Origin of the sequence: Mesorhizobium sp. ISC11 (assembly GCF_037162595.1) — a bacterium.
GTDB lineage: Bacteria > Pseudomonadota > Alphaproteobacteria > Rhizobiales > Rhizobiaceae > Mesorhizobium > Mesorhizobium ciceri.
Map to the genome: position 1 here is coordinate 2,747,350 of NZ_JAVSPW010000001.1, position 22,451 is coordinate 2,769,800.

Consider the following 22,451-nt stretch of genomic DNA (forward strand, 5'->3'; position numbering starts at 1 on the left):
CTATCCATCTGAAATATAAAGAAAAAAATACATGAGAGCTGGGTTTTACCGACCTCCGTTCTCGATTCTGACTGGAGGTCAGAAAATGAACATTAAGAGCCTTCTCCTCGGCTCCGCTGCGGCCCTGATCGCAGTTTCCGGTGCGCGCGCCGCCGACGCCGTCGTCGTCGCCGAGCCGGAACCCGCTGAATACGTCAAGATTTGCGACGTCTACGGCGCTGGCTACTTCTACATCCCCGGCACCGAGACCTGCCTGCGCGTCGGCGGCTATGTCCGTTATGACATCGGCGGTGGCGACCTCGGTTCGTTCGATGGTGCAAAAGCCGCGGATCACCAGGATGGTGATGACCACAATACCTGGCTGAAGAATACCCGCTTCACGCTGAAGACCTGGACAGGCCAGGAAACCGAACTCGGCACCTTGAAGACCTACACCGAGACCCGCTTCAACTTCGGCGACGACAACGCCTTCGAGGACGTCAACGCCGCCCACAACCGGGACGTCTCGCTGAACTTCGCCTGGATCCAGCTCGGCGGCCTGCGCGTCGGTAAGGACGAATCGGCCTTCGATACGTTCGTCGGCTACGCCGGCAACGTCATCAACGACACGCTCGTTCCCTACGGCGATTTCGACACCAACGTCGTCCAGTACTACTTCGACGCCGGCAACGGCTTCTCGGCAGTGGTCTCGCTGGAAGAAGGTAACGCCAATGACACGATCGACAGCTATGTTCCGCATGTCGTCGGCGGCGTGAAGTACACGCAGGGCTGGGGCGCCATCACCGGTGTCGTCGCCTATGACAGCAATTACGAAGAAGTGGCCGGCAAGGTTCGCCTGGATGTGAACGTCTCCAACGAACTCTCGCTGTTCATCATGGGCGGCTACGGTTCGGACGACAATCTCAACGATAACCTCAGCAATCATGTCGACGCCAACGGTCGCGGCTTCTACAAGATGTGGGGTGGCAATTGGGCAGTGTGGGGCGGTGGCACCTACAAGTTCAACGAAAAAACCTCGTTCAACGCTCAGGTGTCTGCTGACGATTGGAAGAACGTCGGCGTTGCCGCGAACATCGCTTACGACGTTGTGCCGGGCTTCACGGTCACGGCCGAAGTCGACTACCTCCATGCAGGCCGATTTGGCGATGTCAACTATGTTAACCCATCGTTCACACCGGCCGACAAGAAGAACAGCATCGGCGGCCTCCTCCGCTTCCAGCGCTCGTTCTAATATATTTCGACTTGTCGAAATCGAAAACCCGGCGGGCAACCGCCGGGTTTTTTACGCCGGGTTCCGAGAGACTCGTCAAATGCAGTTGAGCCGCCCCGAGACCGAGCCCCTGCACTTCTTGAAGGTTTGCGAGCGACAATAGCCAGCCGACGAAGCCGAGCCCCGGCAGCTCCGGCAGTCCGGCAGTGCGTGAGTTTTCGCGCCAAGCACTTCGAGCGTGTCGACCAGCAGAATCAATTGACCAACCGAGCGATTGTGTTGGGATCATCGGGTGCGGAATCACGCGCATCCGTAAGCTTCTTCAGCTCTATTTCTCAGCAGTGCCAACCAAATCGAGGAGACGTGCGCGCATGAGCGGAACGCAGGACTGGTCTGAGTTACGTGTCCGCCAAGTCGCCCAAAGCATCGATGAGTGGCTGGATCTCGCCTTCATAATTCTTCCAGCGCTTGACCGACGATTTGTAGATCGGTTGGCGAACCTGCCAGCGACTGGGTGTGTTGACCGAACCATCCCTGTCGAAAAAGCGCAGGCAGGCGTCATCCCAGGGCAGCCCAAGGTAATCGATGAGGCGGCGTGACTGCGCTTCCTGATCGTCGACCAGCGTCTCGTACTGATTTTCGAAGATCAGGTTCGGGAAAACCTCGTTCCAATGCTGCATCAGGCGGTCATATTCTCGATAGTACAGGCCGAGTGTCTTCAGGTCGGTGTTGTAGCTGTGCCCCTCGCCGAATTTCTGGACAAAACAAGAGACGCAATTGTCGATGGCGTCACGACGGCAATGAATGATTCGCGCGTTGGGAAAGAGAACGGCGATAAGACCGATCAGCTCAAAATTATGAGGCATCTTATCCACGATCCGAAGCGCGGCAGGCGCTCGCTCCCTCAGATAGGTCAGGTGCTCTTCGGCCAGTGTTCCGGACAGGTGTTCTGTGATCGACGCCATCGCATGGTTTAGCCTCCCGGCCGATGACTTTCTGAGGTCGATCGCATTCGCGACTCTTCTGAGTTTGCTTAGTTCCCCTGCGCCATGGACATCGGGATGACTTGCGCAAATTTGTTCCGTGAGTGTCGTTCCCGAGCGCGGCATGCCGACCACGAACACAGGAACTTCCGAAGGATTTCCGTAACCCGACCTGGCAGCCAGCATCTCAGGCGTGAAGGTCTCAATCAGTGAATCTACCCACCGACGGTATTGGTCGATATCGAAGTAGCGGCCCGAGGCCTGTTTGGCCTTGTTGAAATGGCCGAATGCATCCTTATAGCGCTTGAGGTCGTTCAGCACCTTGCCGGCCGCCAGATGGAGCTTCTCTACGCCGTCCAGATCAAGCTTGGGATTGCCGAGTTCACCAACGATGGATTGTAGTTCCTTTGGCTCTTCGGTGAACTTTTGCGTCTGTACAAGGTCGTTGTAGGCAGTCGGCATTGCGATGCGACGTTCGATTGCTTCTTTAAGAAAGGCGGCGGCCTCGTCCATGCGCCCCAGGCTGCTGAGCGCGCTGGCCAGTCCTATCCGCACTTTGGGATGATCGCGGTTGATCTTCAGCGCCTTCTCATAGAGCGGCAAAGCCATGTCGGGTTTATCAAACTGGATATAAGCGTCCCCCAATGCACAAAGCGCTTCGATGAGACCTGGCTGCAACTCCAAGGCATACTGCATATGCTCGATTGCCGGTGAATATTCACTGACCTTCACATAGGCCGAAGCCAAACCAAGGTGGTAGTAGGGGTTTTTTGGTTCCTCGCCGATCGCTCGTGCGAAATATCGCAAGGCCGCCTCATCGTCGTAGCCCAGGCACACGGTCCCCAAAATATACAGGGCGAGCGGATGGTTAGGCGTGCGCGCCAGCACCCGAAGGCATAGGTCCTGAGCCTCGTTAAGCCGCTTGGCCTGCTGAAACTGATACGCCTGCTCCAGCAACGCATCGTCTGCCTGCGCAGGCGAAAGCGAATTTGCGTTGCGCAGATTTGGCTGCGGGAATTTGGGTTTCGGCCCGGTTTGGACCTTGAGGTGCTTTGACCAGGCAGGCGGCAGACGGTTGTTCATCACGTCTCGCTAGCAAAAGCGGCCGAAAGAATCCAGCGTTACGGATCTGCCCAGCGGCAACTTGCACCGACCCATCCGGCGCGCTAGCAAGAAGGCCCTTTCAAGCGAGCTTCCACCATGCATCAGCGCCCTCCCCTCATGCCGCTCATCGCAGCGCTTCCCTCGACGGTGCCGTTTGTCGGCCCCGAAGCGCAGGAGCGCGAGCGTGGCCGCGCTTTTCGCGCCCGCATCGGCGCCAATGAGAGCAGCTTTGGTCCCTCGCCGCGCGTCATCGCCCGCATGGCCGAGATCGCCGGCGACATGTGGATGTATTGCGATCCCGACAATCACGATCTGAAGGTGGCGGTAGCCGCGCATCACGGCGTAAAAGCAGAGAACGTCGTTGTCGGCGAAGGCATAGATGGCCTGCTCGCCCTGGTGGCACGCATGTATGTGGCGCCCGGCGATGCTGTGGTCACCTCGCTCGGCGCTTATCCGACCTTCAACTTCCACATCGCCGGTGTCGGCGGACGACTGGTGACGGTCCCTTACGAGAACGACCGGGAAAGCCTGGATGGCCTGCTGGCGGCGGTGCACAGGGACAAGGCCCCGCTGGTCTATCTCTCCAACCCCGACAATCCGATGGGCAGTTGGTGGGAGGCGAGCGAGATCATCCGCTTCATCGAGGCGCTGCCGGAAACCACCATGCTGGTGCTCGACGAGGCCTATGGCGAACTCGGGCCGGCCTCGGCGCTGCCGCCGATCGATATCTCCAGGCCAAACGTCATCCGCATGCGCACCTTCTCGAAGGCGTACGGGCTGGCGGGCATACGCTGCGGCTATGCGATCGCTGAGGCCCAGGTGATCCGCGACTTCGAGAAGATCCGCAACCATTACGGCGTCAGCCGCATGGCGCAGATCGCCGGCGTCGAGGCGCTCGCCGATCAGCACTATCTGCAAAGCGTGGTGGCGCGGGTCGCGGCCGGCCGCCGACGCATCGCCGGCATTGCCGAGGCGAACGGGCTGAAGCCACTGGCGTCGGCGACCAATTTCGTCACCATCGATTGCTGCGGCGATGGCGCCTTCGCGCTGAAAGTTCTGCAAGCCCTGCTGTCACGCGACGTCTTCATCCGCAAGCCGATGGTGCCACGGCTCGACCGCTGCATCCGCGTCAGCGTCGGCCTCGATCACGAGCTCGACATTTTTGCCGAGGAACTTCCCGGTGCTTTGGCGGCAGCGCGGGGTAATTAGGATACCGCTGGCGCGCAACCGGCAGCAAAAGCCGCCTACAAATCCATTTCCCAGGTCTGGCCGGTCAGATCCTTGCCGAAGCTGCGGTGGTGCTCCTGCGAGACCAGCCTGAAGCCGGCACGTTCGTAGATCGCGCGCGCCGCAACGAGGATGTCGTTGGTCCACAGAACTAGCTTGGCGTAGCCGCAAGCCCGGGCCTGGTTCACGCATTCCGCCACCAGTCGTTTGCCGATGCCGAAGCCGCGCGCCGACGCCTCGACATGCAGCATTCTCAGCTTGGCCACCTTATCATCCTGATGAACCAGGAACACCGCGCCGACCGGCTGACCACCGCGCTCGGCGATCCAGCAGAAATCGCGGCCGGGCACGAAATTGCGAATGAAATCGGCGCCGATCTCGGCGAGCATGGCCTCGAACTCGATCGTCCAGCCATATTCCTCGGCATAAAGTTGGGCCTGGCGCTGCACGACCCAGCCGACATCGCCGACGCGGTGCGGCCGCAACGTCACCTCGCCGCTTTCACGGGTGGGATCACCCAGCAATTCCCCCGCCTTGCGCAAGGCGCTGCGCAGTTCATGCAACCTGTCGTCGGGTACGCTTTCGATCAGCCGCGCCGTATCCCGATCGGCCGCCGCCTGCAGCCTGGCAAGCGCTGCCTCGCCCCTTGCGGTCAGCGAGAGGACCCTTCGGCGCCGGTCAGCCGGGTCCGTTCTGGCCTCGGTCAGCCCCTGGCCCGCGAACTTGCGCAGGATCCGCGTCAGATAGGCGGCATCGACACGCAATTGTCTCGATATTTCGGAGGCCGCCGGGCCATTCTCGAGCCGAAAAGCCCCAACCAGGAAACCTCGCTCGCCGGCGATTTCGGCGGAAGCCGGGTTGCTGCGGTGACCCAGTTCGAACAGCACGCGCGCCTCGGTCAAAGTGAATGCACTTTGTGTCAGCGTCTCGTCGAGAAGGCCGACAGTGCGCGTGTAGAAGCGATTGAAGCGCCGGACATCGGCCACCAATGCGTTGCGTTCGTCCAACATTTGCGGCCAGCTCCTAATAAAGCAGTTCCATTTTCCTAAATTAGTGGACTGAGTCAATTAAATTCAAGGCCAGAAGGCCAGCTAAAGCCGGAAGGCCCAGCTATTGCGTCCGCGCGCAGGTTGCATTCCTCAGGCCGTGCGCCAGATTCAAAACGAGACAGGCTTGGAGAGATTCATGGCTGGTCATCGCAGGAAAGTGCACGCACGCGTCTACGGTAACGTGCAAGGCGTCGGCTTCAGAGCCTGGGCCCGGGATGAGGCCACGGGCCTTGGTCTTGCGGGCTGGGTTTGCAATGAAGCGGACGGGTCCGTAACGGCCGAGATCGCAGGCCTCGATGAGGAGGTCTCGACAATGATCGAGCGCCTCTGGAAAGGGCCGGCCGGGGCTTTGGTTTCCAAGGTCGACGTCGAGGAGTTGGAGGCAGACAACGCCTCTGTTGGGTTCAGAATCGTGGCATGAAGGCGGATTTGGATTGAGCGCCTTGAATTAATTAAACGTTCGTTTTATTATTGCTCCGCGGAGGAGCTGACATGGCACGCACCGCCGGGTCTGATGGCGAAAAGACCGAAGCGACCATTCGTGAGGCGGCGGTCAATCTGATCGCGCGTTTTGGCTACGAGGCGATGTCGATGCGACAGCTCGCCGCCGAGGTCGGCGTACAGGCGGCCGCACTCTACCGCTACTTTCCGACCAAGGAAGAGCTTCTGTTCACGCTGATGCGCGAGCACATGGAAGGTTTGACCGAAGCGTGGGAAACAGCTCGCCCGGTTAATGCGGATCCCGTGCAGCGGCTTTCGGCCTATGTCGAAAACCACATCACTTTCCACATCGAGCGACGGCACGCCACGCATGTGTCGAACATGGAATTGCGCAGCCTGTCGCCGGAAAGGCTGACGCAGATCCTGCGCATGCGCACTGCCTACGAGAAGGAGCTGCGCACCATCCTGCGCGACGGCGCCGAGACGGGCACCTTCAGCATCGACGACACCGGGCTGACCGCCATGGCGCTGATCCAGATGATGACCGGCGTCATCGTCTGGTTTCGGCCGGGCGAACGGCTGTCGATCGCTGAAGTGACCACAACATATCTTTCAATGACAATGCGGCTCGTCGGCGCGAAGATCGACGCCTACGGCGCCGCGCGTCCCTTCGGACGCGCAAAGGACGCTGCAGCATTTTGATTCGCGCATGATCCCTTTCCGAAATCAAAGTCGATTTTCGAGGTCATGCGCAGGGAGGAGAAAAATGTACACCAACACGCTCAGCTTCGGGCATGACGAAGAGATCGAGGCGCTGCGCGACATGGTGCGGCGCTTTGCCCAGGACCGGATCGCGCCGATCGCCGCCGACATCGATCGCTCGAACGAATTCCCGGCGCATCTGTGGGGCGAATTCGGTGCGCTCGGCCTGCTCGGCATCACCGCCGACCCCGATTTCGGCGGCAGCGGCATGGGCTATCTCGCCCATGTGATCGCCGTCGAGGAGATTTCGCGCGCTTCGGCCTCGGTCGGCCTCTCCTACGGTGCCCATTCCAACCTCTGCGTCAACCAGATCAACCGCTGGGCGACGCAGGCGCAGAAGGAAAAATACCTGCCGCCGCTGTGCTCGGGCGAGCGAGTCGGCGCGCTGGCGATGTCGGAATCCGGCGCCGGCTCGGACGTCGTCTCGCTGAAGCTGCGCGCCGAAAAGCGCAATGACCGCTACGTGCTCAACGGCACCAAGATGTGGATCACCAACGGGCCGGACGCCGAGACGCTGGTGGTCTATGCCAAGACGGATCCGGACCAGAAATCGCGCGGCATCACCGCCTTCATCGTCGAGAAGGCTTTTGCCGGATTTTCCGTGGCGCAAAAGCTCGACAAGCTCGGCATGCGCGGCTCCAACACCGGCGAGCTGGTGTTTAGGGATGTCGAGGTGCCCTTCGACAACGTGCTGCATGAGGAAGGGCGCGGCGTCGAAGTGCTGATGTCTGGCCTAGACTATGAGCGCACGGTGCTTGCCGGCGGCCCGATCGGCCTGATGGCGGCGTGCCTCGACGTGGCAATCCCCTATGTGCATGAGCGCAAGCAGTTCGGACAGGCGATCGGCGAGTTCCAACTGGTGCAGGGCAAGCTGGCCGACATGTACACGACGCTGAATGCCGCGCGCGCCTATGTCTATGCCGTCGCCGCCGCCTGCGATCGTGGCCAGACGACGCGCAAGGATGCCGCCGGCTGCGTGCTGTTTGCCGCCGAGAAGGCGACGCTGATGGCGCTCGACGCCATCCAGCTGCTTGGCGGCAACGGCTACATCAACGACTATCCAACCGGCCGCCTGTTGCGCGATGCCAAGCTCTACGAGATCGGCGCCGGCACCAGCGAAATCCGCCGCTGGCTGATCGGCCGCGAGATCATGGCGGAGGGGGTGTAGGTATGGCCACGTTGCAAACCCAGATCTCCCCCTCCTCCGAAACCTTCCGTGCCAACGCCGAGCGCATGCGGGCGCTGGTCGCCGACATTGCGGAAAAGGCCGCCACCGTCGAGCTCGGCGGTTCGGAGGAAGCGCGTGAGCGCCATGTCTCGCGCGGCAAGCTTCTGCCGCGCGAGCGCCTTGCGCAATTGCTGGATGTCGGCTCACCCTTCCTCGAGATCGGCCAGTTCGCGGCATGGTCGATGTATGGCGAGGAGATCTCTTCGGCCGGCATGATCGCCGGCATCGGCCGCGTCGAAGGCACCGAGGTGATGGTCGTCGTCAACGACGCCACCGTGAAGGGCGGCACCTATTATCCGCTGACCGTGAAGAAGCATTTGCGGGCGCAGGAGATCGCACTGCAGAACAATCTTCCCTGCATCTACCTCGTCGACAGCGGCGGCGCCAATCTGCCCAACCAGGAGGAGGTGTTTCCCGACCGCGAGCATTTCGGCCGCATCTTCTACAACCAGGCCAACATGTCGGCATCAGGCATTCCGCAGATCGCCTGCGTCATGGGTTCGTGCACGGCGGGCGGCGCCTATGTGCCGGCAATGTCCGACGAGACGATCATGGTGCGCAATCAGGCAACCATCTTCCTCGGCGGCCCGCCGCTGGTGAAGGCGGCGACGGGCGAGGATGTCAGTGCCGAGGATCTCGGCGGTGCGGATGTGCACACCAGGCTTTCCGGTGTTGCCGACCACTATGCGCTGGACGACGACCATGCCCTCGCCATCTGCCGGCGCATCGTCAAGAACCTGAATCGGAACAAGACTGTAAGCCTGAACTCTAGGAGAGCGATTCCGCCGCTTCATCCGGCGGATGAACTTTATGGCATCGTGCCGACCGACCTGCGCCAGCCCTATGACGCGCGCGAGGTCATCGCGCGCGTCGTCGACGGTTCCGAATTCGACGAGTTCAAGCAGAATTACGGCACCACGCTGATCACCGGCTTTGCCCATCTCCATGGCGTGCCGGTCGGCATCATCGCCAACAACGGCGTGCTGTTTTCCGAAAGCGCGCTGAAGGGCGCGCACTTCATCGAACTGTGCTGCCAGCGCAAAATTCCATTGGTCTTCCTGCAGAACATCACCGGCTTCATGGTCGGTCGAAAATATGAAGCAGGCGGCATCGCCAAGGATGGCGCCAAGCTGGTGATGGCGGTTGCCACCGCCAGGGTGCCGAAGGTGACTGTCATCATCGGCGGTTCGTTCGGCGCCGGCAATTACGGCATGTGCGGCCGCGCCTATTCACCGCGCTTCCTGTGGATGTGGCCGAACGCCCGCATCTCGGTGATGGGCGGCGAACAGGCGGCAACGGTGCTTGCCATGGTCAAACGCGAAGGCATCGAGCGCAAGGGCGGAGAATGGAGCGCCGAGGAAGAGGCGAAATTCAAGAAGCCTATCCTGATGAAATACGAGCATGAGGGCCATCCGCTCTATTCGTCCGCACGCCTCTGGGACGACGGTATCATCGATCCTGCAAAGACGCGCGACGTGCTGGCGCTCAGCCTGTCGGCCGCGCTCAACGCCGAAATCGAGGACACGCGCTTTGGCGTGTTTCGGATGTGAGAATGGACGGTCAACTTCGACAGCCAAACGGCGGAACTATACCGGCAGGCCGTTGCTGCCGTGTGAAAAGGCTGAACTGTATGGACCAAGCGATTGGTCAGTATAGGCGGCTTCGAATCTCAAACAGTGAACTGGCGGGGGGACAAAATATTCGCTACTGTTTATCCAGCATGGGGCAATGGGGACGGGCTGGAAATGAAACTGAAATATTGCCAGGGAACGGCTGCTTCGATACTTTCCGCATTTCTAATATTAACGGCGACCGGCATCAGCTCGGCGGAATCGCTCGCAGGACGCAAGGGAGACGTGCGTTTTCCGCCGACCTTGGGTTCGGGCGAATGCAACGTTGCCTACAAGGGTTACGTCGCGGCGAGCGGCCATTCGGCCTACGCCACAACCTTTTATTCGCGCGTTGTCGACCTCTACATCATCTGCGGGACGAAGCTCAACGCGCCGTCCCAGAAGGCGGCGGAAGAGACGGCGCTGCGCAATTGCCAGGCCGGGTTGACACGGTGGAAGCTCAAGACCGCGAGTGGCGGCTGCGCAATCTCGTCATCGAAATAAGCAACCGGCCGAGACTTTTTTGCGAATGGGGGAAGCAGAATGAAATCCGGGACCTGCAAACGAGCAGCCACCCCCATAGTGGCAGGCTTGCTGATGGTGGCGGCCTCCACCGCTGCCATGGCCGGATCGCTGGCAGGCAGCAAGGGCGACGTGCGCTACCCGGTGACCATTCCTATAGGAACCACCGGGGGCTGCGGGAAGGCCTATGCAGCGTATCTCGCAGCCGCAGGCCATTCGGCTTTCGCGGCGACGCCAATCGTTCCGGCGACCGAGTACTTCGTTTGCGGCGTGAAGCTGAATGCATCGTCACAAAAGGCGGCGGCGGAACTGGCACTGAAATCCTGTCAGGCCAGCAAAAGCAAATACAAGGTTACCGTCGCCGGCGCCTGCAGCATCGCCGCGTCCAAATAGACCGGAAAGCGCCCGGTTTTTCTCCTTGGGGAAGACAAAATGAAATCCACGAATTCCAAGCGAACAGCCATGGCGATATTGGCTGTATTGCTGGTGTTCGCAGCATCCGGAGCGGGCATGGCCGGCTCACTGGCGGGAAGCGAGGGAGACAAGCGTTTCCCGCCGTACCTGCCGCGAAATCCCAAGGATCCCTGCACCAAGGCCTACAAGGCCTATGTCGCGGCCGGTGGCCATTCAGCGTACGCAACCACTCCCTACGCACGGATAATGTCGTCGTACATAGTTTGCGGCGGCCACCTCAACGCACCATCTCAAAAGACGGCCGAAGAGTTGGCGATGAAATCCTGTCAGTCCACCCGCGGCCACTACAAAGTCACGACCGGCGGCAGTTGCGAGATCGCGGCCTCGAAGTAGGTACAGCCGACCGCAAGGTAGAGCACTTCCCTGGTAAGGGAGAGGTTTACTCCGAGGGCTTAAAAGGCTCGCGAGACAGCACCCCCCTCTGTCCTGCCGGTCAGAGGGGGGTGTTCAAGCGCCATGCTTCCCATGGACTTCGAACCTTACATGCGGAGGCTCCATGTTCGCCAAGATCCTGATCGCCAACCGCGGCGAGATCGCTTGCCGTGTCATCCGTACGGCTCGGAAGCTGGGCGTGCGTACCGTCGCCATCTATTCGGATGCCGACGCAAAATCCCTGCATGTCGAGATGGCCGACGAGGCGGTGCATATCGGCGCCTCGCCCGTCGGCGAAAGCTATCTGCGCGGCGACAAGATCATCGCGGCGGCCCTGGCAACGGGTGCGCAAGCCATTCATCCCGGCTACGGCTTCCTGTCGGAAAATCCCGATTTCGTCGACCAGGTGACAGCGGCGGGGCTTATTTTCATCGGCCCATCCGCGGCCTCTATCCGTGCCATGGGGCTGAAGGACGCCGCCAAGCGGCTGATGGAAAAGGCCGGCGTGCCGGTCGTGCCGGGCTATCATGGCGAGGCGCAGGAGATCGTGCTGCTTGCCTCCAAGGCGCGCGAGATCGGCTATCCAGTGCTGATCAAGGCGCGCGCCGGCGGCGGCGGCAAGGGCATGCGCCGGGTCGAGCATTCCGATGAGTTTTCCGAGGCGTTGTCCAGCGCACGGCGCGAGGCGAAAGCCGCGTTCGGCGACGACCGTGTGCTGGTCGAAAAATATGTCGACAAGCCGCGCCATGTCGAAGTGCAGGTCTTCGGCGACAATTTGGGCAATGTCGTGCATCTCTACGAGCGCGATTGCTCGGCGCAGCGCCGCCACCAGAAGGTGATCGAGGAATCGCCGGCGCCCGGCATGACGCCCGCTTTGCGCAAGGCGATGACGGAGGCGGCAGTGAAGGCCGCCAAGGCGATCAATTATTCAGGCGCCGGCACCATCGAGTTCATCGTCGATGCCTCGCAGGGCCTGAAGGCCGACCGCTTCTGGTTCATGGAGATGAACACCCGTCTGCAGGTCGAGCACCCGGTCACCGAAATGGTCACCGGCACCGACCTGGTCGAGTGGCAGTTGCGGGTCGCGTCAGGCGAAAAGCTGCCCAAGACGCAAAGCGAGATCGCGCTCGTCGGCCATGCCTTCGAGGCGCGCATCTATGCCGAGGACGCGGCAAAAGGGTTCCTGCCGGCGACCGGTACGCTGCATCATCTGAAATTTCCGGATGCGGCCCCGCAAGGCGCCACGATTCGCATCGAGACTGGCGTGCGAGCGGGTGACGCCATCTCGCCCTATTACGACCCGATGATTGCCAAGCTGGTCGTCCACGCAACGGACAGGCAGGCGGCTCTGGAGGCGCTTGGCGCGGCGCTATCCCGGACCGAGATCGCCGGCTCGACCGTCAACACCGCCTTTCTTGCCGCTCTCGCCGCCGATCCGGATTTCGCCGCAGGCGATGTTGACACCAGCCTGATCGCCAGGCACCAGACGGCGCTGACCGAGGTCGCGCCGCCGACCGGCGAAACCATCGCTGCCGCGGCCGTTGCGGCCTCCGGCGCCGGAGCATCGCCGTCACCCAACGATCCGTGGTCGTCGCTTGCCGGTTATGCGCATTTCCACAGCGTGGCGCGACGCACACGTTTGAAGTTTGGCGAAGACGAAATCGTGGCGAAAGTTTCGGTGCGGCATGACGGGCGGTTCCAGGTGACGCTGGACAAGCCCTATGACGACACCAATTCGCATGATTTTCGCTCAACACCACGCCTCGCCCGCTGGCCAGGCCACATCACCCTGTTCGAAGGCGCCGTCGGCTACACCTTTACGGTGCCGGACCCGCTCGCACGAGCCGACGAGGCAGCGGCGGGTTCAGGCAGCCTGCGCGCGCCGATGCCGGGACTGGTCAAGCTGGTGCGCGTGGGAAAGGGCGATGCCGTGATCAAGGGTCAACCGCTGCTGATCCTGGAGGCGATGAAGATGGAACACACCATCGCCGCGCCGCATGACGGCGTGATCGCCGAGATCGCCACCGAGGGCGTGCAGGTGACCGACGGGACGGTGCTGGTACGGTTCGTCGAGGAACAAGCCGCTTCGGCCGCTGTAGCCAGCTGACGGTTCGAAAGGCAGACTACAGGGCAAACAAGAAAATGGCCGGGGACGACCCCGGCCATTTCCCTATGCTATTCAGTCGCCGGGCCGGCGATTACTGCGCGATCGGCGCATATTTTCCGTCATGCCACTGGTTGATGTCGTAGCTGGCATTCTTGAGATCGCCCTTCTCGTCGAAGGTGACATTACCGACGACGGTGCTGATCGGCGTGCCGTTCTTCAGCGCCTCGGCAACCTTGGCCGGATCGTCGCTGCCGGCACGCTTGATGCCTTCGGCGAATGCCTGGATGGTGGCGTATGAGAACAGCGTGAAGCCCTCCGGCACGAAACCGCCGGCCTTGATCTTCTCGACGGCTGCCTTGGCTTCCGGCTTTGCCTGCGGATCCGACGGGAAGACGAACATGGTGCCCTCGCCGGCCGGGCCAGCGACCTGCCAGAATTCCGGCGAGGCGATGGAGTCCGGCATGATCAGCTGGAACTTCAGGTTCTGTTCCGCCGACTGACGCAGGATCAGGCCAGCTTCAGGATGGTAGCCGCCGAAATAGACGACGTCGGCTTTCAAGTCCTTGAGCTTGGTAACGAGAGCCGAATAGTCCTTCTCGCCAGCGTTGATGCCGTCATAGTAGACCTCCTTGAGGCCGCCGGCATTCATCGTTGCCCTGACGGCGTCAGCCACGCCCTGTCCGTAGGCGCTCTTGTCGTGCAGGACGACGACATTCTTGCCGGCGAACTTCTTGGCGATCCATGGGCCGATGAAGGCGCCCTGCGCATCGTCACGCGTATAAAGGCGCATGATCGTCGGCCAGCCGGCCTTGGCGGCCGCGTCGGTCAGCACCGGGTTGGAAGAAGCCGGGCTCATCATCAGCGCGCCGGCTTCGGCATAGACGGCCGAGGCCGGAATGCTCGAACCCGAGCAGGCATGGCCGTCGATGAACTTGACGCCATCGGCGACGACGCGGTTGGCAACCGACACCGCCTGCTTGGGATCGCACTGGTCGTCTTCGATATCAAGCTTGATCATCGACCCGTTGACGCCGCCAGCGGCGTTGATCGCATCGGCAGCGGCCTGTGCGCCCTGCTTGAACTGATCGCCGATGGTGGCGAGCTGTCCGGTCATCGGGCCGATCACCGCAAAGGTGATATCGTCGGCGAATGCGACCGGCGTGCTCATCATCAGGCCGAATATGGCCGCGTTCAAAATACTCAATTTTTTCATGATGGTAGAACTCCTCCACTCACGCGCGGCCGCCCCGGCCACGCTTCTTCCAGAGAGGCGGGACAATTTCATCCTTCATTCGGCCTGTCTAGGCGCATTGGCGCCGCTCGATTGGGCCTGCAAGACGTCATCCACGCAAAAACCCACGCCAGCCTTGTTCCGGCTGGTCGTGGCTTTTTTGCCCGTCGAGCAATCTCCAGGCGCCCCGCCCCTAAAAATCCCGCTCAGCTTCCCTGTGTCGCGCACGACTGGGCCTTGCGGCCTGCCGCGTTCTTTCTCTTGCCCTCGTGACCGTCTTGCGCGGCCTTCAATTTCGCCGGGTCCGGCCGTCTGTGCGGCCTTGATCCCGGAGCTTCCCTGTCTTCGATAGGCCTGTCTGCGATTGGCAGATTTCAGTGCATGGTCATCCATTCGCGGGCTTCGCGAAGCGCCGTGGCGATCTCGACCTTCGACATGGCCGCCGACAGTTCCGAGCGCAGTTCCGCGGCGCGGGCCGAGCCCTTGATGGCGGCGATGTTGAACCATTTGTGGGCGGCAACGACATCGGTCTCGCAATCGCGGCCGGTCGCATACATCATGCCCAGTTCGAAAAGGATGTCGGCCTGGGCAGTTGCCCCCATGGCGCCGAAACCTGCTTCAAGCATTTCAAAACGTGCCATTTCAATCCCCTGTTTCCGGCCCCTGTCAGGCTCCCGAGAGCTGCCTTCTTTCGTCCTTGGCGGCTGCTCTTCCGATGCTTTCGAGAATGCCGTGCAGGCTTGAATCCGTCGTTAAATGGCGTGCTTAATTTGAGGAAAACAAAGCTAAAACAAGAGGTAAACGCGGAAATTCGTTAAGGATACAAAGCCAGCAATTCAGCCTGCTTGCGTCAAATTTGACGAAAATTTCCCGATGCCAATTCAAGACTTCGCTAACCACAGGAGACAAAGGCGATGCGCCGATCGTTTCATTTCCTTGGCCAGGAGGCGCATTCGGGGCCCTTCAAAATCCGAAAGTCTTCCGTTGCGGCACCGCTTTTGTTTTGCCGGGAGCTGGATTAGCTTACGTTTGCGTAAGCGGCAGACCGAGGCGGAGCATCCGGCCGGACATCTAAAGGGAGGAAGACATGTTTCGAAGAGTGAGCCTGGCCCTTGCGGCCACATTGATCATGGCCGGTGCGGCCTGGGCCGATCCGATCGAGGGCAATTGGAAGACGCAGGCCGGCGACACCGCAGCCATCGCTGGCGGCGGCTCGTTTTCCATCACGCTCAAGTCCGGCAAATATGCCGGCAAGACCATCGGCTCGCTCAAGGCGACGGGCGACAACAAATATGCCGGCAACATCACCGATCCGGCAAACGACAAGACCTATTCGGGCAAGGCGACATTGTCGGGCACCTCTCTCAAGATGAGCGGCTGCGTGCTCGGCGGGCTGATCTGCAAGAGCCAGACCTGGCACAAGCTCTGATCGAGCGCATCTTTCCGACCTGATGACGGGGCCCCGACGGGCCCCGTTTTCGTTTTGTCGACACATCCTGCGCCGGTGATGCTCGATGGAGGCCGGCGGCTATCCAACCGACGCCGGCGCCGTCGAAACCCCGTCAATCATCTTGAACCGCAGATGAACGCCGCCATCAGAGCCGGTTCAGTTGCATCAGGGCATTCTCCGGCGTGTTGAAGGAGACCGACCCAATGCTTGCTCGCCGCTTCACCATCGTCTGCCTGCTGGTGAGCCTGTTTGGAATGTTCTTCGCCATCCTCGTCGCTGAAGCGGGCCGTCCGGCCCGCGCCTGGGACGAAGCCAGTTCCAGAACCTGCCGCCTCGCCTGCCCCACCCATCTTCGCAACTGAACAAAGAAACCAAGACCTCGAAAAGAAAAGCTGAACGCCATGAACCGCATCGCCGCCAACGTTCTCAAGACCCTTCGGCTTCTGCCGCGGGCGGCGCTTATCCTGACGGTTCTGGCCGCTCCGGTCCTGGCCGTGCCGATGATGCGCGCTGACGCCGGCTCGACGATCGACGCACCGGCCCTGAAGAAGTCCGGCGTCGGCTTTGTGCTTCTGGTCAGCCTGCAGCGCGGTTGAAGAAAAACGGCGCTTTGGCCGCCTTCGGTCGCGACACCCCTCCCAAGTGCCGATCCAAGTCTCTATATTGAGCCATGGAAAAGCGAATCTACCCACAAGCCATCGAATCTGTCGTCATGCCGGAGCCTTTTGGCCGGCAAAGCTTTGATAGCGCTGAAAAGGCCGTCAAGGCACTGCAGGCGCTTTACGATCGCAACACCAGGTTCCTGCGCGACTCCTTCGCAGAATTGGCGGCAGCAGGCGGTGATAATGGCAAGCGCTACCGGGCCTTCTATCCGGAGATCGGCGTCACCACCAACTCATTCACCCAGATCGACTCGCGCCAGGCCTATGGGCATATGCCGACGCCTGGGCATTTTTCCACCACCATCACCCAGCCGGGCCTGTTCGAAAGCTACCTCGTCGAGCAGTTGCGCCTGATCATGCGCAATCATGGGGTTGCGGTCACGGTGTCGGAATCGACCACACCCATCCCGCTGCATTTCGCCTTCCTTGAAGGCACCCATGTCGACGGCGCGACGGCAGAGCGCATCAAGCGGCCGATCCGCGACCTGTTCGACGTGCCCGATCTCGACGGCACCGACGACCAGATCGCCAACGGCACCTTCGAAGTCGCCTTCGGCGAGCCGAGGCCTCTGGCGCCCTTCACGGCGCAGCGCATCGACTATTCGCTGCACCGGCTGTCGCACTATACGGCAACCACGCCGCAGCATTTCCAGAACTTCGTGCTGTTCACCAACTATCAGTTCTACATCGACGAATTCGTCGCCCGCGCCCGCGACCTGATGGCCAATGGCGGCGGCGGATACACGGAGTTCGTCGAGCCGGGAAATGTCATCACCAAGGGCGGGCAGAGCGCGCCCAGCGAAGGCGTTGCACCGCCGCGCCTGCCGCAGATGCCGGCCTATCACCTGAAGAAATCGGGACATGGCGGCATCACCATGGTCAATATCGGCGTCGGGCCTTCCAACGCCAAGACCATCACCGACCATATTGCGGTGCTGAGGCCGCATGCCTGGGTGATGCTCGGTCACTGCGCCGGCCTGCGCAACACCCAGGCGCTTGGCGACTATGTGCTGGCGCATGCCTATGTGCGCGAGGACCACGTGCTGGACGACGATCTTCCGGTCTGGGTGCCGATCCCGCCGCTGGCCGAGATCCAGGTGGCGTTGCAGGAAGCCGTCGCCGAAGTCACCGGCCTTTCCGGCTACGACCTGAAGCGCATCATGCGCACCGGCACCGTTGCCACCATCGACAATCGCAACTGGGAACTGCGCGACCAGCGTGGGCCGGTACAGCGTCTGTCGCAATCTCGCGCCATCGCACTCGACATGGAATCGGCGACCATCGCCGCCAATGGCTTCCGCTTCCGTGTTCCCTACGGCACGCTGCTGTGCGTTTCGGACAAACCGCTGCATGGCGAGTTGAAGCTGCCCGGCATGGCGACCGAATTCTACAAGCGCCAGGTGGCGCAGCACCTGACCATCGGCATCAGGGCTATGGAGAAGCTCGCGGAAATGCCGATGGAGCGGTTGCATTCGCGCAAGCTCAGAAGTTTTTCGGAAACGGCGTTCCAGTAGGCCGGTTCCACGCATCGCATGGGCATTTCGTCATCTTGATTGAGCCGCATTACTGCCGATAAGCAGGCGGCATGGAGAGAGCGGGCTTCGGGACATTGCTGATTTCGGTTGCATTCCTGGCAATGCTGGCCTGTTCGATCGCGCTGGTGGCCGGGTTTTTCGGAACGCTGCATCCCGCCTTGGATTCCTTCTCGCATTTCCGCGTCCATCTTGCCGTGCTGATGGCGCTTTGCGCGTTGCCGCTGCTGGCCACGACATTTCGACTGCAAGCGGCCGTGGCACTGCTTTTTGCCGTGGCGGCCTTCGCCACCACTTCCGGCTCGCTGTCCTTCTCCCGCTTGTGGCCGGTTCAGGCCGCCTATGAAGCCAAGAACGAAGACCGCGCGATCTACAAGCTGCTGCAGATGAACCTGCGCTACGACAATCCAACCCCGAAGAAGGTGCTGTCGCTGATCGGCCGGACCAATCCCGACGTGATCACCCTGGACGAGGTGTCGGCGATGTGGGCGACCGAGCTTGGCTATATCAGCAGCGCATATCCATACCGGATCCTCTGTCCTTACCCTAACAAGATATTCGGCGTCGCGCTGCTCTCGCGGCGGCCCTTTGCCGCCGGCACCGAGGCGCGTTGCGAAAGGCGTGGTGCCATGGCGACAGCGACCGTCGACTTCGGCGGCATCGACGTCGATGTCGCCGCGATCCATCTCAGCTGGCCCTGGCCACGCGAGCAGTACTGGCAGATCGGCGAGTTGACGGAGCCGCTTTCCGCGCTCGGCGAGACGGCCATCATGGCGGGCGACTGCAATGCCGCCCCATGGAGTGCCGCCGTGCGGCGGGTCGCGGCGCTTGGCGGGCTGACCGTCATGCCTTCCGCCGGCCCGACCTGGATCCACATCAGGCTGCCGGATTTCCTGCGGCGCTTCGCCGGCCTGCCGATCGACCAGGTTTTCAGCAAGGGCGGCGTGACTATCCATTCGGCGACACGGCTGGAAGACACCGGCTCGGATCACCTCCCGGTCATGGTGGAGTTCTCGCTCAGGCTGAACCAGCAAAAGCCGCTCGACGAACATGAAACCGCGACCGCGGCCATTGTCCAGGCCGGCAAGACGCCAGGCTGAAGGATCAGGGCCTGACCAAAGCGATGACGAGATGCTGGACATGGCCGCCGTCGCGATGCTCGCGCGCATCGAAAGCGAGCTGCTTGGCCTCATATGCGGCATTGGTGGCCTTGATGCGTCGCTGTGCCTCGCGACGTGTCTTGTAGCAGGACCGGTCGTCGGCAATCCTGAGGCCGGAGATGGATCGTTCCGTGGCCCGCATCATCTCCCTGGCGATGCGGCCATGGGTTTCCTCATGGGCGCGGACGCCGGCGAAGAACCGCGTCCAGCGCTTCCGGAGCGTCGGGGTGGTGGCCGAGGCGACACGCGGAAATGTGTAGAAGAGATTGAGCGTGCCGTTGGCACGCCGCAAGCGGCAGACGCCATTGTCCTGGCTGGTGTCGAGGTCCCAATCCACAGCGTAGCCGGTCAGCGCGATGGCATGCGTCATGAAGCCGTGCTTCGGCCCCTTGCGGTCCATAGCTTGGACTAGCGCCAGCCCCGTGTTCCCGGTGATGTCGTAGGTCCGCGTCTTGACCACCACCCTGGTGCCGGCCGAGGCCGCCGAAGCCAGACCGAACAGCGCACCGATCGCCACTAGGCATGCCAGAACCGTCAGGCGCATGGCCATCTCCTTATCGTCAAGGAATGGAACCATAAGCGCGCGGCAGTTTCAACAGTTCTAATGTTCCACATGCCACGGGAGACCCCGAGCCATCGTCGGGACCTTTGCACGCTGCGGCCGGCGCGGGCCTACATGCCCTGATAGACCGGGCCTTCTCCGCCTTGCGGCGGCACCCAGTTGATGTTCTGGTTCGGGTCCTTGATGTCGCATGTCTTGCAGTGGACGCAGTTCTGCGCGTTGATGACGAAGCGCACATCCTTGGCCGTGGGATCGGCGGCGGCGTTGCCGTCCTTATCGACCCACTCGTAAACGCCGGCCGGACAATAGCGCGTCGAGGGGCCCGCAAAGACATCGTGCTCGGAACGCTTCTGCAGCTCCATGTCGCCGACAAGCAGGTGGACCGGCTCGTTTTCCTCGTGATTGGTGTTGGACAGGAACACCGAGGACAGCCTGTCGAAGGTCAGCACGCCATCGGGCTTCGGATAGGCGATCTTCTTGTGCCGGGCGGCAGGCTCGAGCGTTGCGTAGTCGGCCTTGCCATGCTTCAGCGTGCCGAAGGGCGAGACACCGAACAGCGTGTTCAGCCACATGTCGAGGCCGCCAAGGCCGACACCGACGATGGTGCCGAAGCGCGACCACAGCGGCTTGACGTTGCGCACCTTCTTCAGATCCTTGCCGATGTCGGTCGCGCGCCAGGCTTCCTCGTAGGACGCGAGTTCGTCGTTGGCGCGCCCGGCGCCGATCGCCTCGGCGACATGCTCGGCCGCCAGCATGCCGGACAGCACGGCATTGTGCGAACCCTTGATGCGCGGCACGTTGACGAAGCCCGCGGCACAGCCCATCAGCGCACCGCCGGGGAAGGACAATTTCGGCACCGACTGCCAGCCGCCCTCGGTGATGGCGCGCGCGCCATAGCCCAGCCGCTTGCCGCCTTCGAACGTAGCCGCGATCGCCGGATGGGTCTTGAAGCGCTGGAATTCCTCGAACGGCGACAGCCAGGGATTCTTGTAATTGAGGTGGAGGACGAAGCCGACCGCCACCTGGTTGTCCTCGAGATGGTAGAGGAACGAGCCGCCGCCGGTCTTCAAGTCAAGCGGCCAGCCGAAGGAATGCTGGACCAGCCCCGGCCGGTGGTTCTCCGGCTTGACCTGCCAGAGTTCCTTCAGGCCGATGCCGTATTTGCCCGGTTCGCGGCCATCGGAAAGCTTGTATCTGGCGATCAGTTGCTTGGCGAGCGAGCCGCGAGCGCCCTCCCCGATCAGCACATATTTGCCCATCAGCGCCATGCCGGGTGCGAAACCCGGGCCGTGCGTTCCGTCCTTCTCGACGCCCATGTCGCCGGTAACGACACCGGTGACGGCGCCTTGCTCATTGTAGAGCAGGCCGGCAGCGGCAAAGCCCGGATAGATCTCGACGCCGAGCGCTTCGGCCTTGGTCGCCAGCCAGCGGCAGACATTGCCCAGCGAAACGATGTAGTTGCCGTGATTGTTCATCAGCGGCGGCATGAAAATGTTGGGCAGACGGAACGAGCCGGCAGGACCAAGGACCAGGAAATGATCCGCGGTGACCGGCGTCTTGAAGGGATGGCCGTCCTCGTCGCGCCAGCCCGGCAAGAGCCGGTCGATGCCGATCGGATCGACGACGGCGCCGGAGAGAATATGGGCGCCGACCTCACCGCCCTTCTCCAGGACGACGACCGAAAGCTCGGGATTGACCTGCTTGAGGCGGATGGCGGCGGCGAGGCCCGCCGGACCGGCACCGACGATAACCACGTCGAATTCCATGCTTTCGCGTTCGATGTCGCTCATCAACCCCTCCGCACTGGCTTATCCCATTCGGGTATCTTGCTGGCTCCCGCGCTGCATAGCGCATCAATTGACGACAGGAAACCGGCGCATACGTGACAATGCCGTTTTGGCCAAAAAGTCGCGCATTGCGAGGCTGGAAGACTGCTTTTCGCCTGGCATTGCCTGCGGGGCGCGCGTTTTTAATTGTTCGACGGCTTGCTTATCGGCCATACTTCACGCCATGCGCTTTCCTGGGCCAGCCGGCTTTTCATCGACGCGCTTTCTTTTCCCGCCCGGCCGGATCCGCCGGGCGCTCCTTTTGGCCCTTCTGATGCTGGCGCCGCATCACGCTGCCGCCGACGAAGTGAAGGTCTGGGCGGCGGGCGCCTACTCCTTCTCCGACGAGCTTGGCGGCTTCCACATCACCGGCGCCTCGGGCATCGGCACGAAGGACGATCCGTTCGTCATCACCGAAGAGCTGACTTCGTCAACGCCGGTGACGCTGACGATCCGCACGACAAAGCCGATCCAGGCCTTCGGCAAGGCCGGCGAATTCGCCAACGGCATGATGTATATGCGCATCGAGGTGCTCAACAATAGCGGCCAGGCCTGGGTCGAATTCCAGTTCGAATTGCAGGAGATCCTGAACCAGCCGAGCGTGTTCGGCGACGGGCTTTCCTTCGACCAGCGCAACAAGACGCCGGACAACATCCGGTCGAGCAATTTCGCCGATTTCGATCGCGATTTCGAACCCTATGACCGGCTGCTGTTCAGGAATGGCAAGGTCGACCCGCTGAAAACCGCCAGCTTCGAATTCCTGATGACCGACTACACGCCCAGATGGACCTTCTACCTGGTGCAGGATCCGCGCATACCAACGGGCTGACACGATAGGAATTTTTTCTTGACTCGGTGAGCTCAGCTATGGTACATTTTTGCCTATGGTGCTGAGTTGCGCCAGTGACCCGCCGCACAGGCGGGTTTTTCGTTTGATGC

Annotated in this window: 23 protein-coding genes; 16 read left to right on the top strand and 7 right to left on the bottom strand. The window is 61.6% G+C overall.

Going from position 1 to position 22,451, the window contains the following annotated elements:
* Window positions 1-85 precede the first annotated feature (85 nt).
* Window positions 86-1,231 carry a porin gene (locus RPF88_RS13715; RefSeq protein ID WP_013532601.1) on the top strand — a complete coding sequence of 382 codons (1,146 nt, stop codon included), beginning with the start codon at window positions 86-88 and terminating at the stop codon, window positions 1,229-1,231.
* 377 nt (window positions 1,232-1,608) lie between these two features.
* Here the strand turns inward: RPF88_RS13715 and RPF88_RS13720 are convergent, their stop codons facing one another.
* Complete coding sequence (locus RPF88_RS13720) at window positions 1,609-3,276, bottom strand: tetratricopeptide repeat-containing sulfotransferase family protein (RefSeq protein ID WP_013532602.1); 1,668 nt, start codon at window positions 3,274-3,276, stop codon at window positions 1,609-1,611.
* A gap of 117 nt (window positions 3,277-3,393) precedes the next feature.
* On the opposite strand from RPF88_RS13720, the gene RPF88_RS13725 reads away from it, so the two are divergent.
* Window positions 3,394-4,506 (top strand): pyridoxal phosphate-dependent aminotransferase, encoded by a 1,113-nt coding sequence (locus RPF88_RS13725; protein ID WP_013532603.1) that lies wholly within the window; start codon window positions 3,394-3,396, stop codon window positions 4,504-4,506.
* Window positions 4,507-4,541: 35 nt separating this feature from the next.
* Here RPF88_RS13725 and RPF88_RS13730 read toward each other — a convergent pair whose 3' ends face one another.
* Window positions 4,542-5,534, bottom strand: coding sequence for a bifunctional helix-turn-helix transcriptional regulator/GNAT family N-acetyltransferase (locus RPF88_RS13730; protein WP_013532604.1), 993 nt, complete (start codon window positions 5,532-5,534; stop codon window positions 4,542-4,544).
* Between the two features lie 175 nt (window positions 5,535-5,709).
* Between RPF88_RS13730 and RPF88_RS13735 the strand changes: the two genes are divergently transcribed.
* The 8 genes from RPF88_RS13735 (at window position 5,710) to RPF88_RS13770 (ending at window position 13,089) form a co-directional block, all read left to right on the top strand.
* Window positions 5,710-5,994, top strand: a complete 285-nt coding sequence (locus RPF88_RS13735; protein ID WP_013532605.1) for an acylphosphatase — start codon at window positions 5,710-5,712, stop codon at window positions 5,992-5,994.
* A 71-nt stretch (window positions 5,995-6,065) separates the two neighbouring features.
* On the top strand, window positions 6,066-6,716 hold the full coding sequence (locus tag RPF88_RS13740) for a TetR/AcrR family transcriptional regulator (protein WP_013532606.1): 651 nt from the start codon (window positions 6,066-6,068) through the stop codon (window positions 6,714-6,716).
* Window positions 6,717-6,780: 64 nt separating this feature from the next.
* Window positions 6,781-7,944 carry an isovaleryl-CoA dehydrogenase gene (locus RPF88_RS13745; protein WP_013532607.1) on the top strand — a complete coding sequence of 388 codons (1,164 nt, stop codon included), beginning with the start codon at window positions 6,781-6,783 and terminating at the stop codon, window positions 7,942-7,944.
* A gap of 2 nt (window positions 7,945-7,946) precedes the next feature.
* Entirely contained in the window at window positions 7,947-9,554 is a 1,608-nt protein-coding gene (locus RPF88_RS13750) for a carboxyl transferase domain-containing protein (protein ID WP_013532608.1), read from the top strand.
* Between the two features lie 93 nt (window positions 9,555-9,647).
* Window positions 9,648-10,118, top strand: coding sequence for a hypothetical protein (locus RPF88_RS13755; protein WP_318011939.1), 471 nt, complete (start codon window positions 9,648-9,650; stop codon window positions 10,116-10,118).
* Between the two features lie 39 nt (window positions 10,119-10,157).
* Window positions 10,158-10,529, top strand: coding sequence for a hypothetical protein (locus RPF88_RS13760; protein ID WP_013532610.1), 372 nt, complete (start codon window positions 10,158-10,160; stop codon window positions 10,527-10,529).
* A 39-nt stretch (window positions 10,530-10,568) separates the two neighbouring features.
* The gene (locus RPF88_RS13765) at window positions 10,569-10,943 is read left to right on the top strand and encodes a hypothetical protein (RefSeq protein ID WP_024505729.1); all 375 of its coding nucleotides are present in this window, start codon (window positions 10,569-10,571) and stop codon (window positions 10,941-10,943) included.
* A 163-nt stretch (window positions 10,944-11,106) separates the two neighbouring features.
* Complete coding sequence (locus RPF88_RS13770; RefSeq protein WP_337122606.1) at window positions 11,107-13,089, top strand: acetyl/propionyl/methylcrotonyl-CoA carboxylase subunit alpha; 1,983 nt, start codon at window positions 11,107-11,109, stop codon at window positions 13,087-13,089.
* 91 nt (window positions 13,090-13,180) lie between these two features.
* Here RPF88_RS13770 and RPF88_RS13775 read toward each other — a convergent pair whose 3' ends face one another.
* Window positions 13,181-14,302 (bottom strand): ABC transporter substrate-binding protein, encoded by a 1,122-nt coding sequence (locus tag RPF88_RS13775; protein ID WP_013532613.1) that lies wholly within the window; start codon window positions 14,300-14,302, stop codon window positions 13,181-13,183.
* A gap of 392 nt (window positions 14,303-14,694) precedes the next feature.
* Window positions 14,695-14,961: an SEL1-like repeat protein gene (locus RPF88_RS13780; protein WP_013532614.1), complete on the bottom strand. Its 267-nt coding sequence runs from the start codon at window positions 14,959-14,961 to the stop codon at window positions 14,695-14,697.
* Between the two features lie 446 nt (window positions 14,962-15,407).
* Here RPF88_RS13780 and RPF88_RS13785 point away from each other — a divergent pair, with 446 nt between their 5' ends.
* From RPF88_RS13785 to RPF88_RS13805, 5 genes are all read left to right on the top strand, one after another.
* Window positions 15,408-15,749, top strand: coding sequence for a DUF2147 domain-containing protein (locus RPF88_RS13785; RefSeq protein ID WP_013532615.1), 342 nt, complete (start codon window positions 15,408-15,410; stop codon window positions 15,747-15,749).
* Window positions 15,750-15,973: 224 nt separating this feature from the next.
* Entirely contained in the window at window positions 15,974-16,132 is a 159-nt protein-coding gene (locus tag RPF88_RS13790) for a hypothetical protein (RefSeq protein ID WP_023812838.1), read from the top strand.
* 39 nt (window positions 16,133-16,171) lie between these two features.
* Window positions 16,172-16,366 carry a hypothetical protein gene (locus RPF88_RS13795; RefSeq protein WP_013532616.1) on the top strand — a complete coding sequence of 65 codons (195 nt, stop codon included), beginning with the start codon at window positions 16,172-16,174 and terminating at the stop codon, window positions 16,364-16,366.
* Between the two features lie 116 nt (window positions 16,367-16,482).
* Complete coding sequence (locus RPF88_RS13800) at window positions 16,483-17,946, top strand: AMP nucleosidase (protein ID WP_128278158.1); 1,464 nt, start codon at window positions 16,483-16,485, stop codon at window positions 17,944-17,946.
* Between the two features lie 71 nt (window positions 17,947-18,017).
* The gene (locus RPF88_RS13805) at window positions 18,018-19,064 is read left to right on the top strand and encodes an endonuclease/exonuclease/phosphatase family protein (protein ID WP_337122611.1); all 1,047 of its coding nucleotides are present in this window, start codon (window positions 18,018-18,020) and stop codon (window positions 19,062-19,064) included.
* 4 nt (window positions 19,065-19,068) lie between these two features.
* On the opposite strand, the gene RPF88_RS13810 is transcribed toward RPF88_RS13805, so the two are convergent.
* The 3 genes from RPF88_RS13810 to RPF88_RS13820 all read right to left on the bottom strand — a co-directional run bounded on the left by RPF88_RS13810 (window position 19,069) and on the right by RPF88_RS13820 (window position 21,686).
* Window positions 19,069-19,668: a DUF922 domain-containing Zn-dependent protease gene (locus tag RPF88_RS13810; RefSeq protein WP_013532619.1), complete on the bottom strand. Its 600-nt coding sequence runs from the start codon at window positions 19,666-19,668 to the stop codon at window positions 19,069-19,071.
* A gap of 128 nt (window positions 19,669-19,796) precedes the next feature.
* Window positions 19,797-21,476, bottom strand: a complete 1,680-nt coding sequence (locus RPF88_RS13815; protein ID WP_013532620.1) for an electron transfer flavoprotein-ubiquinone oxidoreductase — start codon at window positions 21,474-21,476, stop codon at window positions 19,797-19,799.
* 63 nt (window positions 21,477-21,539) lie between these two features.
* Window positions 21,540-21,686 (bottom strand): hypothetical protein, encoded by a 147-nt coding sequence (locus RPF88_RS13820; protein ID WP_155924989.1) that lies wholly within the window; start codon window positions 21,684-21,686, stop codon window positions 21,540-21,542.
* A gap of 10 nt (window positions 21,687-21,696) precedes the next feature.
* Here RPF88_RS13820 and RPF88_RS13825 point away from each other — a divergent pair, with 10 nt between their 5' ends.
* The gene (locus RPF88_RS13825) at window positions 21,697-22,341 is read left to right on the top strand and encodes a hypothetical protein (RefSeq protein ID WP_013532621.1); all 645 of its coding nucleotides are present in this window, start codon (window positions 21,697-21,699) and stop codon (window positions 22,339-22,341) included.
* The last annotated feature ends 110 nt before the right edge of the window (window positions 22,342-22,451 follow it).

Coding starts and splice junctions, on each gene's coding strand:
- RPF88_RS13760 (WP_013532610.1), top strand. CDS start 10,158: ATGAAATCCGGGACCTGCAAACGAGCAGCCACCCCCATAGTGGCAGGC.
- RPF88_RS13715 (WP_013532601.1), top strand. CDS start 86: ATGAACATTAAGAGCCTTCTCCTCGGCTCCGCTGCGGCCCTGATCGCA.
- RPF88_RS13750 (WP_013532608.1), top strand. CDS start 7,947: ATGGCCACGTTGCAAACCCAGATCTCCCCCTCCTCCGAAACCTTCCGT.
- RPF88_RS13790 (WP_023812838.1), top strand. CDS start 15,974: ATGCTTGCTCGCCGCTTCACCATCGTCTGCCTGCTGGTGAGCCTGTTT.
- RPF88_RS13775 (WP_013532613.1), bottom strand. CDS start 14,302: ATGAAAAAATTGAGTATTTTGAACGCGGCCATATTCGGCCTGATGATG.
- RPF88_RS13770 (WP_337122606.1), top strand. CDS start 11,107: ATGTTCGCCAAGATCCTGATCGCCAACCGCGGCGAGATCGCTTGCCGT.
- RPF88_RS13735 (WP_013532605.1), top strand. CDS start 5,710: ATGGCTGGTCATCGCAGGAAAGTGCACGCACGCGTCTACGGTAACGTG.
- RPF88_RS13765 (WP_024505729.1), top strand. CDS start 10,569: ATGAAATCCACGAATTCCAAGCGAACAGCCATGGCGATATTGGCTGTA.
- RPF88_RS13730 (WP_013532604.1), bottom strand. CDS start 5,534: ATGTTGGACGAACGCAACGCATTGGTGGCCGATGTCCGGCGCTTCAAT.
- RPF88_RS13815 (WP_013532620.1), bottom strand. CDS start 21,476: ATGAGCGACATCGAACGCGAAAGCATGGAATTCGACGTGGTTATCGTC.
- RPF88_RS13720 (WP_013532602.1), bottom strand. CDS start 3,276: ATGAACAACCGTCTGCCGCCTGCCTGGTCAAAGCACCTCAAGGTCCAA.
- RPF88_RS13825 (WP_013532621.1), top strand. CDS start 21,697: ATGCGCTTTCCTGGGCCAGCCGGCTTTTCATCGACGCGCTTTCTTTTC.
- RPF88_RS13805 (WP_337122611.1), top strand. CDS start 18,018: ATGGAGAGAGCGGGCTTCGGGACATTGCTGATTTCGGTTGCATTCCTG.
- RPF88_RS13820 (WP_155924989.1), bottom strand. CDS start 21,686: ATGGCCGATAAGCAAGCCGTCGAACAATTAAAAACGCGCGCCCCGCAG.
- RPF88_RS13780 (WP_013532614.1), bottom strand. CDS start 14,961: ATGGCACGTTTTGAAATGCTTGAAGCAGGTTTCGGCGCCATGGGGGCA.
- RPF88_RS13740 (WP_013532606.1), top strand. CDS start 6,066: ATGGCACGCACCGCCGGGTCTGATGGCGAAAAGACCGAAGCGACCATT.
- RPF88_RS13795 (WP_013532616.1), top strand. CDS start 16,172: ATGAACCGCATCGCCGCCAACGTTCTCAAGACCCTTCGGCTTCTGCCG.
- RPF88_RS13725 (WP_013532603.1), top strand. CDS start 3,394: ATGCATCAGCGCCCTCCCCTCATGCCGCTCATCGCAGCGCTTCCCTCG.
- RPF88_RS13745 (WP_013532607.1), top strand. CDS start 6,781: ATGTACACCAACACGCTCAGCTTCGGGCATGACGAAGAGATCGAGGCG.
- RPF88_RS13800 (WP_128278158.1), top strand. CDS start 16,483: ATGCCGGAGCCTTTTGGCCGGCAAAGCTTTGATAGCGCTGAAAAGGCC.
- RPF88_RS13810 (WP_013532619.1), bottom strand. CDS start 19,668: ATGCGCCTGACGGTTCTGGCATGCCTAGTGGCGATCGGTGCGCTGTTC.
- RPF88_RS13785 (WP_013532615.1), top strand. CDS start 15,408: ATGTTTCGAAGAGTGAGCCTGGCCCTTGCGGCCACATTGATCATGGCC.